The 10554-nt window shown below is 67.2% G+C and carries 9 protein-coding genes; 3 read left to right on the forward strand and 6 right to left on the reverse strand.

Going from position 1 to position 10554, the window contains the following annotated elements; translation table 11 throughout:
• Window positions 1–45 precede the first annotated feature (45 nt).
• Entirely contained in the window at window positions 46–1269 is a 1224-nt protein-coding gene (locus tag D3H34_RS28465; protein WP_119557913.1) for an ABC transporter substrate-binding protein, read from the reverse strand.
• A 273-nt stretch (window positions 1270–1542) separates the two neighbouring features.
• On the opposite strand from D3H34_RS28465, the gene D3H34_RS28470 reads away from it, so the two are divergent.
• Genes D3H34_RS28470 through D3H34_RS28480 form a run of 3 tightly spaced genes read left to right on the forward strand, consistent with a single transcriptional unit; the run spans window position 1543 to window position 5090 of the window.
• Window positions 1543–2388 (forward strand): SDR family oxidoreductase, encoded by an 846-nt coding sequence (locus D3H34_RS28470; protein ID WP_286186375.1) that lies wholly within the window; start codon window positions 1543–1545, stop codon window positions 2386–2388.
• A gap of 44 nt (window positions 2389–2432) precedes the next feature.
• Window positions 2433–3629 (forward strand): ABC transporter ATP-binding protein, encoded by a 1197-nt coding sequence (locus D3H34_RS28475; protein WP_119557914.1) that lies wholly within the window; start codon window positions 2433–2435, stop codon window positions 3627–3629.
• Window positions 3630–3632: 3 nt separating this feature from the next.
• The gene (locus D3H34_RS28480) at window positions 3633–5090 is read left to right on the forward strand and encodes an aldehyde dehydrogenase family protein (RefSeq protein WP_119557915.1); all 1458 of its coding nucleotides are present in this window, start codon (window positions 3633–3635) and stop codon (window positions 5088–5090) included.
• A 27-nt stretch (window positions 5091–5117) separates the two neighbouring features.
• Here the strand turns inward: D3H34_RS28480 and D3H34_RS28485 are convergent, their stop codons facing one another.
• From D3H34_RS28485 to D3H34_RS28510, 5 genes are all read right to left on the reverse strand, one after another.
• Window positions 5118–6080 carry a LysR family transcriptional regulator gene (locus D3H34_RS28485; protein WP_119557916.1) on the reverse strand — a complete coding sequence of 321 codons (963 nt, stop codon included), beginning with the start codon at window positions 6078–6080 and terminating at the stop codon, window positions 5118–5120.
• 37 nt (window positions 6081–6117) lie between these two features.
• Entirely contained in the window at window positions 6118–7605 is a 1488-nt protein-coding gene (locus tag D3H34_RS28490; RefSeq protein WP_119557917.1) for an N-acyl-D-amino-acid deacylase family protein, read from the reverse strand.
• 20 nt (window positions 7606–7625) lie between these two features.
• Complete coding sequence (locus tag D3H34_RS28495) at window positions 7626–8930, reverse strand: amino acid deaminase (protein WP_119557918.1); 1305 nt, start codon at window positions 8928–8930, stop codon at window positions 7626–7628.
• A gap of 132 nt (window positions 8931–9062) precedes the next feature.
• Window positions 9063–10037: an ABC transporter ATP-binding protein gene (locus tag D3H34_RS28505; protein ID WP_119557920.1), complete on the reverse strand. Its 975-nt coding sequence runs from the start codon at window positions 10035–10037 to the stop codon at window positions 9063–9065.
• Window positions 10034–10554 (reverse strand): oligopeptide/dipeptide ABC transporter ATP-binding protein (locus D3H34_RS28510; RefSeq protein ID WP_147400505.1); only part of this gene is annotated, 521 nt, incomplete at its 5' end. The genes D3H34_RS28505 and D3H34_RS28510, both read right to left, overlap by 4 nt.

Here is a 10554-nt window from a genome sequence, read left to right on the forward strand (position 1 = left end):
ACGCGAAAAGGAAGCGCAGCGCAGGGGCCGCGCCCCGAGGCCTGCTTACTTCTTGCCGAGCTTGGTGTTGGCTTCGGCCGCGGCCTTGTCCAGCGCCGCCTTGGGTTCTGCCTTGCCCTGGTAAATGGCCTGCAGCGCATTGGTGACCGCCTGCGCGGAGTCTTCCCAGCCGGCGACCAGCGGAGCGAAGCGCGCGTTGGGCAGCAGGGTCACGAACTCGGAGAGCACGGGGTCGTCCTTGAACACGGGGTCGTTGGCCACCTCGCGCGTCACCGGCATGAAGCCTTCGCCTTGGTCGAACTTCAACCGAGCGTTCTTGGAGAACATGAAGTTCAGGAATTTCTGGGCCGTTTCCTTGTTCTTCGATGTCTTGAACATCATGATCGAGTCGGTCACGCCGAAGGTGATGTCCTTGCCGCCGTTGGGCACGCCGGTGATGCCGTATTTCAGTTGCGGCGCGTCCTTGGCGATTTCCTTGGCCAGGGGCGGCAGCGAAATGACCATGCCCAGTCGCCCCTGCTTGAACAGGTTATGCAGGTCATAGCGCGTGTTGCCGGCCACGCCGGGCTCGGTCAGGCCCTGGTCGATCATGCTCTTGTAGAGCGTGGCGGCCTTCACACCCGTCGGGGAGTTGAACGCGGCCTTGTTGCCGGCGTCCAGCACGTCGCCCCCCATGCTCCACAGCGCGTAATAGAAATAAGTGTCGGTATCCAGGTCCTTGCCCTGGATGCCGTAGCCGTAGGCGCCCGTGGCCTTGATCTTCTTCGAGGCGGCAATCACGTCGTCCCAGGTCTTGGGGCCATTGGGAAAGCCGGCCTTGGCCAGCATGTCCTTGTTATAGAACATGGCGCGCACGCTGGCCGCAATGGGCAGCGCATAAGGTTTGCCCTTGATATTGCCGGCGGTCAGGAATGCCGGAATAAAGCGCTCCTTGAAAGCCGCATTGGCGTAGTTGTCGACCGGTTCCACCAGATCGTCATTCACGAAATCGCCCACCCAGCGGGTCGCGACATGGGCCAGGTCGGGCGGGTTGTTGCTGGCAATTTCCGCTTGCAGTTTCTGCTGCATGTTTTCCCAGCTTCCCACCTCGACCTTGACCTTGTCTCCCGGGTTGGCCTTTTCATATTCCCGGGCCAAGGCTTCCAGCCAGGGGCGCGTGTTGTCGCTGTAGCTGGACATGGCGATGCGGATATTTCCCGCCTGGGCCGTGAGGGAGGAAAGGCTCAAAAGAATTGCGGCTGCCAATAGGGTTGAATTGCGTTTTTTCATATTTAATTCCTCGGAAGATTAATGAAAATAAATTAAATACAAGTCTGCTTTTGCTGCGATCAATGCTTGCGCTTTTTTATCCTACGAGGCGCTCGAATGGCGTCATAGATAGAGCTAACCCTCGATTTCTAAAAACTAGAACCCTGCGTGCGAAATATTGAGAACCAAATTTCGATGGCGTCCTGTACGCTTCAAAATTCGAGCTCGAATTGCGCGCGGTAATTCATTGCCGCCCGATCGGGAGAGGTATTGGCAATTCATCTGACGCATCCCGTGGAACATTCAATTTCGACCCCGTCCCCCGTTCATCCCCACGCGTCGGCCCGGCGCGTGACGCTGGTCACGGGGGCGGCTGGCGGCATCGGCCAGGCCCTGTGCCGCCGCGTGCTGCAGGCGGGCGACCGGCTGATCGCGCTGGACCACGATGCGCGCGCACTGCAGGGCTTGCCGGCCGTGTTGGCCGAACAAGGCGTGAGCGCCGAAGACCTGGCGCGGCTGCATCCCCTGGTGGCCGACGTCACCGACTGCGCGGGCCTGTGCGAGAAGGTGGCTGCGGCCACCGCCGAGACCGGCCCGGTGGACGTGCTGGTGTCGAACGTCGGCGCCGCGCGCGGGCCGACGGTGCGCAAGACCACGCCGCAGGATTGGCAGGCCGACATCCAGCTCAACCTCAATGGCGCGTTCCATTGCGTGGAAGCGGTGCGCAACGCCATGGTCGAGCGCGGCAGCGGACAGCTGGTGCTCATCGGCTCGGTCAACGCGCTGACCACGCTCGGCCACCCGGCCTACAGCGCGGCCAAGGCGGCCCTGGTCAGCTACACCCGGTCGCTCGCCATGGAGCTGGGCGCCTTCGGCATCCGCGCCAACATCGTGCTGCCGGGCACCGTCAAGACGCCCGCCTGGCAGGCGCGGGCCGACAAGAACCCGCAGGTGTTCGAGCAGCTGAAGAAGTGGTACCCCCTGGGCGACTTCGCGACGCCGGACGACGTCGCGGACGCTGTGCTGTTTCTGGCCTCGCCCGCCGCGCGCGTTATCACCGGCGTGGCGTTGCCGGTGGACGCGGGCCTCATGGCGGGCATCCGTCCCATGGCCCGCGAGATCACGGTCGAAGACTACTGAGCCAAGCACCCGGCCACCCACTTCCACAGACACAAGGAGACCCCATGGCTCAGGTTCAACTCAAGCAGCTGCGCAAGGATTTCGCGGGCGTGCCCGTCGTGCACGGCATCGACCTGGACATCGCCCACGGCGAGTTCGTCGTGCTGGTCGGCCCCTCGGGCTGCGGCAAGTCGACGCTGCTGCGCATGATCGCGGGGCTGGAGCCCATCAGCGGCGGCGAGCTGTGCATCGGCGGTGCACGGGCCAACGACCTGCCGCCGCAGAAGCGCAACATCTCGATGGTGTTCCAGAGCTATGCGCTCTACCCGCACCTGTCGGTCTACGAGAACATCGCCTTCGGCCCGCGCACGCGCGGCGAGGCCGAAAGCGACTTCCGCCCGCGCATCGAGAAGGCCGCAGGCCTGCTCAACCTCACGCCGTACCTGGACCGCCTGCCCCGCGCGCTCTCGGGCGGACAGCGCCAGCGCGTGGCCATGGGCCGCGCCGTGGTGCGCGAGCCCGCGCTGTTCCTTTTCGACGAGCCGCTGTCCAACCTGGATGCGCAGTTGCGCGTGCAGATGCGCGCCGAGATCAAGGCCCTGCACCAGCGCCTGGGCAACACCATGGTCTACGTCACGCACGACCAGGTGGAGGCCATGACCATGGCCGACCGCATCGTGGTGATGCGCGCGGGTCGGGTGGAGCAGGTCGGCGCGCCGCTGGACCTCTACGATCGTCCGGCGAACCGCTTCGTGGCCGGATTCATCGGCTCGCCCGCGATGAACTTCACGCAGGGGCGGGTGCATCGCGAGCACGGCCGCACCTGGCTCGCGCTGCCCGACGGGCAGGCCTGGGACCTGCCGACGTCCGGCTGCACGCCCCTGCTGGCCGATGGACAGCACGTGCTGCTGGGCCTGCGCCCCGAGCATCTGCAGTTGGCGCCCGAGGGCCTGGCGCTGCGCGTGATCCTCACGGAGTCGACGGGCGACAAGACGCAGATCTACGGCACGGTGGCCGGCAGCGAGACACCCTGGTGCGTCTCGGTGCATGAGCGCGTGACACTCAGGCCGGGCGACCTGGTGCACCTGCAAGTCCGGGAGGCCGCATCGACCCATTGTTTCGATGCACAGACGGAGCGCCATGTGGGCGTCGCGGCGCCGGCGCCCGCCGGGCACAGGCCGTCGATGTCCATCGTGGAATCGCGTGCCGGCGGCAGCGAAGGCCAGCGCCATGGTGCGACGGTCGCGTATTCGTACGGCTAGGCCATGCGCAGCAACCGCATGCCCGACGTCGAAGCGGGAAACCACATCGGCGGGCGATGGTCTGCCACCGTCGACACCCTGCCGGTGGTCAACCCGGCCACGGGCGAAACCATCGCCGCCGTGCCCCGGTCCAGCCGCGAGACGGCGGACGAGGCCGTCGCTGCCGCCAAGGGCGCAGCCTCTGGTTGGGCCGCCACTCCCGTATTCGAACGTGCCGCGATGTGCCTGGCCATTGCGGCCGAGATCGATGCCGCGCGCGAGGCCATCGCGCACATGCTGTCGATCGAGCAGGGCAAGATCCTGGCCGAGGCGCAAGGCGAAGTCGCCAAGGCCGCCGACGGCTTCCGGCTCGCGGCCGAACTCGTCAAGCAGATGGGCGGGAAGACTCTGCCGGCGGAAGACCCGGGCAAGCTCGTCATGACGCTGCGCCAGCCGCGCGGTGTGTACGGTGTCATCACGCCCTGGAACTTCCCGGTCAACATTCCCGTGGAATACCTCGCGCCCGGCATCGCCACCGGCAACACCATCGTCTGGGTGCCCGCGCCATCCACCGCGCTCGTGGCCTGTGCGCTGATGGCCGCCATCGAGAAGGCCGGGCTGCCTGCCGGCGTGGTCAACCTGGTGATCGGCGCGGGCGCCACCGTGGGCGATGCGGTGGTCGTGCATCCGGACGTGAGCGCCATCGCCTTCACCGGCAGCACCGCGACGGGCCGGCGCATCGCCGAACGAGGCGCCGGAAAGCCTCTGCTGCTCGAACTCGGGGGCAACGGGCCTCTGATCGTTCTGGAGGATGCAGACCTGGACGCGGCCGCCGCTGCCGCAGCGGGCGGCGCGTTCTTCAACGCGGGGCAGGTCTGCGCGGCGACAGGCTTCGTGCTGGCCCATGCCAGCGTGGTGGAGCGCCTCTGCGACAAGCTGGTTGCCAAGGCGGCCGATCAGGTGCTGGGCGATCCCCTGCATCCCGCGACGACCATGGGGCCGCTCAACAACGCCAAGGTGGCTGCCAAGGTGCGCGCGCATGTGGACGATGCCATCGCGCAGGGCGCTCGCCTGCTGCACGGCGGCCGGGCGCGGCCGGACCTGGGCAGCGAGCTCTTCTTCGAGCCCACCGTGGTGCGCGACATCACGCCGGACATGCGGCTGTGCCGTGAGGAAACCTTCGGCCCTGTCGTGCCGGTCGTGGCCTTCCAGGACGAAGCGCAGGCCCTGGAACTCGCTTTGCGGAACGACTACGGACTCTCAGTCGGTGTTTTCACGAAAGACATCGCCCGCGGCATTGCCATGGCCAAAGTGATCCCAGCCGGCATCGTCAACATCAACGCGGGCACCACCTGGTGGGAAATCCACCTGCCCTTTGGCGGCGGCTGCGGCAAACAAAGCGGCATCGGCCGGCTGGGCGGCATGCACACACTGGAGGCGATGACCGAGATCAAGATGATCACGGTCACGTTGCCAAGTTGAGCCCTCTCAAGGTGACCTCTGCCGGCACTATTCCGACCGTCCCCTGGCGGGCGCCGTGCGAGCGGCGGTGGCGCGCCCCGGCTTCGAGGGGCGTTGCCATCCCTGCATGTAGGCGATCAACGACTGCGACAGGTGATTGGCCGCGAGGGACAGGCGCCGGGAATAGCTCGCCACCAGCGTGGCGCGCGCGGAGCGCAGCGACGCATCGGCCAGGGGAATGGCCACCACCTTGCCGGCCTCGATCAGCGGTGCGACCACGTCGCTCGGCTGGAAGGTGATGAGGTCCGATTCCGCCACCAGCCGGCTCGCGAAGGACAGCGAGTTCGTCTCGACCGCGATGTTCAGCTTGAACTTGCCCTTGGAGCTGGCGCGGTCGACCAGCTGGCGCAGGCCGAAGGAGCGGTCGGGCAAGGCCAGGGGCGCGTCGGCGACCTGCGCGAGCGTGCAGCTGCGCAGCTGCGCGAGGGGATGCCGCGGCGAAGCGATCACGCACAGCGGCTGCTCGATCTTCTGCAGCTCGATCAGGTCGGGGCGCGGCGAGGCGCCGAACAGAATGCCCAGGTCGTACTTGTGCTCCGCCACCGACTCGCCCACCGCATGCGACCCCATGAGATCGAGCGAGAAGGTGATGCCCGGGTGCGTGAGGATGAAGTTCGGCATGAAGCTGGTGAGCAGGCCGTGCAGGATGCCCTCCACGCACCCCACCCGCACGTGGCCCTTGGCCAGCGTTTCGTACTCGTGGATCTGGCCCTTCAGGTCGGCCAGTTGCGTCTTGTTGTCCTGCGCATAGCGAAGCAGCAGCTCGCCGGCCGCCGTCAGTGCCATGCCGCGTGCGTGGCGCTCGAAGACAGGCACACCCAGCTCGTCTTCCAGCAGCGCGATCTGCCGGCTCACGGCGCTCTGGGCCACGAAGAGCTTTTCCGCCGCCACGCGCACGGAGCCGAAGGCCGCGACTTCGTAGAAGTACCGAAGGGTTGTGGATTCGATCATGCGTGCACTCTACGGGATGGCAGGGCAGGCGCGAGGATCAGTTCGCGGCGTGGCGCGCCTGCCGCGTCAGCATGCGCCCCGCGCGCGCGAGCACGCGCGGCTCGTTCGCACCCCGGTACGCGAGCACGCCGTTCACGAACACATGCTCGACCCCTTCGCTCACGCCCAGCGGCTTGTCGTAGGTGGCGGTGTCCTTGATGGTCTCGGGGTCGAACACCACCACGTCGGCCATCGCACCGACGCGCAGCAGACCGCGATCGGCGATGCGCAGGTTGCGCGCCGTCATGCCGGTCATCTTGTGCACCGCCTGCTCCAGCGTGAAGAGCTTGCGCTGGCGCCAGTAGCGCGCGAACACGCGCGGGAAGGCACCCCACAGGCGCGGGTGCGGATGCTTGTCGTGCGGCAGGCCGTCGCTGCCGATCATGCTGCGCGGATGCGCGATGACGCGTTCGACGTCTTCCTCCTGCATCAGGAAGTAGCACGCACCGCCGGGCTTCAGGCGCAGGCTGGCCTCCTGCTCGGTGGTGCCCCATTCGCGCGCGATGTCGGAGATCAGGCGGCCGGTCATCTCGGGGTGGGGCTCGGACCAGGTGAGCAGCACGTCGATCACGCCGTCCACCATGTCTTCGCGCAGCACGGTGGAGCCTGCGACGTAGGGGTAGACGTCCATCGCGATTTCCTGGCGCTGCGACAGGGCATCGATCAGGGGCAGCGTCTCCCTGGTGCGGCCCCAGTTCGCCGGGCTTGCGCATTTGTGGTGCGAGATGATCAAGGGCACGCCGGCCTCGAACGCCGAGTCGCCGGCCTCGTGCATCGCTTCGATGATCTGCTGCATCTCGCTGCGCAGGTGCGTGGCGTAGACGCCGCCGTGGCGTGCGACGACGCGTGCGAGTGCGGTGACTTCTTCGGCCGGTGCGGCGAAGGCTTCTTCGTAGAACAGTCCCGACGACAGGCCGTGTGCGCCTGCAGCCATGCAGTCGTCAAGCAGCGCTTCCATGTGCGCGAGTTCGTCACCGCTCGCGGGCCGATCGAGCGCCTGCATCGCCGCGAAGCGCAGCGTGGTGTGACCGACGAGCGCCGCCACGTTGAGCGCAGGCTGCACCGCATCGACCGCGGCGCGGTACTCGGCCATGGTCGCGTGCTTGAACGAATCGGCACCCAGCAGCGTGAGCGGCGGCTTCGACTGCGGCGTGCGGTACGGCGCGAGCGAGATGCCGCAGTTGCCCGTGACCACCGTGGTGATGCCTTGCGACACCTTCGGCAGGCACAGCGGGTCGCGCAGCACGATGGCGTCGTCATGCGTGTGTGCGTCGATGAAGCCGGGTGCGATGACCTTGCCGTGGCAATCGACCACGTCGACGTCGGCGATGTCCAACCCCTCGGGCAGCCGCCCACGCAGACCTTCGCCGAGCGCGAGGATGCGGTCGCCCTGCAGCAGTACATCGCCGGGCCACGAAGGGCCGCCAGAGCCGTCGACCACGAGGCCGCCTTCGAGCAGCGTCGTGCCGTTCTTCTGTGTGTTCATGGCTGGATTCGTTGCCTTGCTCAGAAGTGGATCACCACCGCATCGCTCACGCGGTAGTCGTTCTCGACCACGGGCATCCAGTGCCACTTGTCGAAGGTCGTGCAGGGGTGCGAGATGCCCAGGCCCACGCGGTCGCCGACGACCGGTGCCTGCGCTTCGTCGCTCTCGTCCCAGCGCAGGTAGGCGTGCTGGTCGTTCAGCGCCGTGACCTTCCAGCTGGCGGGCACAGCGTGCGACTGCAAGGCGCCGCGCGCCGCGTGCGCCACAGGAATGGGCATCGACATGTCGAAGGAGATGTCGCGCTTGCCCACCGACAGGATCGCCAGGCCCGGCTCGGGTCGCGACTGCACGTTGGCCCAGACTTCCATCGCCGGCGTCAGGCCTTCGCCGCACTCGCAACCCATGCGCTCGTCGACCACGTTCACCATGCGTTTGTAGAAGCCGTGATCGTGCGTGACATAGCAGCCCGAGCGCAGCAGCCCGCGCACCGGTGAACCCAGAGCAGGCTTGAGACGCCCCGCGACCAGATCGAAGATCGCCGAGCCGCCGGCCGAGACCAGCACTTCATCGGCTTCGAAGAGCCCGTGCGCGTCGCAGTGGCGCGCCACGGCTTCGATCCGGTCCATCAGTGCCTTGGCGAAGGCGGTGTCCTGCTCGGTCGAGCCGGTGGCATTCAGGCCTTCGTAGCTCTCGATGCCCACCAGCTTCGCGACGCCGCTGGCGCGCACCGCACGGGCCACGGCGACCGCCTCCGCATGCGTGCGGCAACCGGTGCGTCCGCCGTCGATGCCGATCTCCAGCATCACCTCGAAGGGCACGCTGGCAGGATGGCGCTTTGCCCAGTCCTCGATGAGCGCGAGCTGCGCCGTCGAATCGACCAGGAACACGATGCGCAGGTCCGCATGGTCGGCCAGCAGCATCTGGATGCCCGTCAGGTCCTCGTCGCTCACCACCTGGTTGGCGATCAGCGTGCGCCGTGCGCCGGCCGCCACGCCCACCGCCAGTTGCGTCACAGTGGCGAAGGTCAGGCCCCAGGCCCCCGCATCGAGCTGGCGCTGGAACAGCTGCGGCGACATGGTCGTCTTGCCGTGCGGCGCCAGGTCGATGCCCCACTCGCGCACGCGCGACTGCATCCATGCGAGGTTGTGCTCCAGCGCCTCACGCTTGAGCACGGCCAGCGGCAGCGGCAGGTCGCCCGCCAGCACGTTCCAGCCGGCAGCGCCGACTTCGCTGCGCCGGCGCGGTGGCTGCGTGCGCGGGTAGCCCTTGAAGCGGTCGCTGAGCAGCGGGTCAATGAAGTCGTTGGCAGAGGGCAGAGTGTTCATTGGAGCTTTCGATTCATGAGGGTTGTCGCATGTTCGTGGAACACCGCGGAACCGGCTTTGCCGGGCCGCTGGTGTTGCCCCCTGAAAGGGGGTTGGCGAAGCGACACGAAGTGCGCGAAGACTGGGGGTGAGTCATAGCTTTCGGATGCAGGCGCTGTAGTGTGCTGTTGAAACCTCATCCAGACTGGGCACCGTCTGCGCACAAGCCTCGATGGCATGCGGACAGCGCGTGCGGAACACGCAACCCGAAGGCGGGGAGATCGGACTGGGAATGTCGCCCTTCAATGCAATGCGCTCGGTGGCCAGCTCGGGATCGGGCTTGGGGCTGGCGGCCAGCAGCGCCCGGGTGTACGGGTGCGAGGGATTGGCGAACAGCTCCTCGGTGGTCGCCACTTCCATCACCTTGCCCAGGTACAGCACCACCACGCGATCGCACAGGTACTCGACCACGTCCAGGTCGTGCGAGATGAAGAGCATCGTCAGGCCCAGGCGCTCGCGCAGGTCCGCCAGCAGGTTGATGACCTGCGACTGAATGGACACATCCAGCGCCGACAGCGGCTCGTCGGCCACGATGAACTCCGGCTCCACCGCCAGCGCACGCGCCACGCCGATGCGCTGGCGCTGGCCGCCCGAGAACTCGTGCGGGAAGCGGCTCGCATGCTCGGGGCGCAGGCCCACGGTCTCCAGCAGCTCGGCGATGCGCTTGTCGCGCGCCGCCGCGCCCTTGTGCAAGCCGTGTGTGGCAAGGGCTTCTCCGAGGATGGCGCTGATGCGCATCTTCGGGTTCAGGCTGGCGTACGGGTCCTGGAAGATGATCTGCAGCTTGCTGCGCAACTTGCGCATGCGCTCGCCCGAGAGGGTGCCCAGGTCGTCGCCCCGGTAGAGCACCTGGCCGTCGGTGCGCTCGAGCAGGCGCAGCACGGTGCGTCCGATGGTGCTCTTGCCCGAGCCCGATTCGCCCACCAGCCCCAGCGTCTCGCCGGGCTGGATCGCGAAGGACACGTCGTCCACCGCGCGCACGGGGCGGTCGTTGCTGCCGAAGTATTTCTTCAGGCCGCGGACTTCGATGAGGGGGGAGGAAGAAGGGACAGAAGAAACAGCAGTCATGCGACCCTCGCGAGCGGTTGGTCCGGCTGCACGCGAACACAGCGCGCCTGGCGGTCCTGACGGATATCGATCAGCGGTGGCATGGCGCTGCGGCACTCCGGCAGCGCCTGATCGCAGCGCGGCTCGAAGGCACAACCCGGCGGCGGCGCCAGCGGACTCGACACCTGCCCACGGATCGCGAACAGGCGCTTGGGCTTCGGCTGCCCCGGCAAGCGCGCCTTGCCCGGCAGGCAGGCCAGCAAGCCCTGCGTGTACGGATGCTCAGGCTGCGCAAAGAGCGGGCGCACCGGCGCACGCTCCACCACGCGCCCCGAATACATGACGACCACATCGTCGGCATGGTGCGCGACGACACCCAGGTTGTGCGTGATGAACAGGATGCTCATCCCCGTCTCGGCCTGCAGCCGGCGCATGAGTTCCAGGATCTGCGCCTGGATGGTGACGTCCAGCGCGGTGGTCGGCTCGTCGGCGATCAGCAGCGTCGGGTCGCAGGCCATCGCCAGCGCGATCATCACGC

This window comes from Acidovorax cavernicola, assembly GCF_003581445.1.

Bases quoted from the DNA above. Each gene is read 5' to 3' on its own strand.
- D3H34_RS28465 (WP_119557913.1), bottom strand. From the start codon at position 1,269: ATGAAAAAACGCAATTCAACCCTATTGGCAGCCGCAATTCTTTTGAGC.
- D3H34_RS28475 (WP_119557914.1), top strand. From the start codon at position 2,433: ATGGCTCAGGTTCAACTCAAGCAGCTGCGCAAGGATTTCGCGGGCGTG.
- D3H34_RS28480 (WP_119557915.1), top strand. From the start codon at position 3,633: ATGCGCAGCAACCGCATGCCCGACGTCGAAGCGGGAAACCACATCGGC.
- D3H34_RS28485 (WP_119557916.1), bottom strand. From the start codon at position 6,080: ATGATCGAATCCACAACCCTTCGGTACTTCTACGAAGTCGCGGCCTTC.
- D3H34_RS28490 (WP_119557917.1), bottom strand. From the start codon at position 7,605: ATGAACACACAGAAGAACGGCACGACGCTGCTCGAAGGCGGCCTCGTG.
- D3H34_RS28495 (WP_119557918.1), bottom strand. From the start codon at position 8,930: ATGAACACTCTGCCCTCTGCCAACGACTTCATTGACCCGCTGCTCAGC.
- D3H34_RS28505 (WP_119557920.1), bottom strand. From the start codon at position 10,037: ATGACTGCTGTTTCTTCTGTCCCTTCTTCCTCCCCCCTCATCGAAGTC.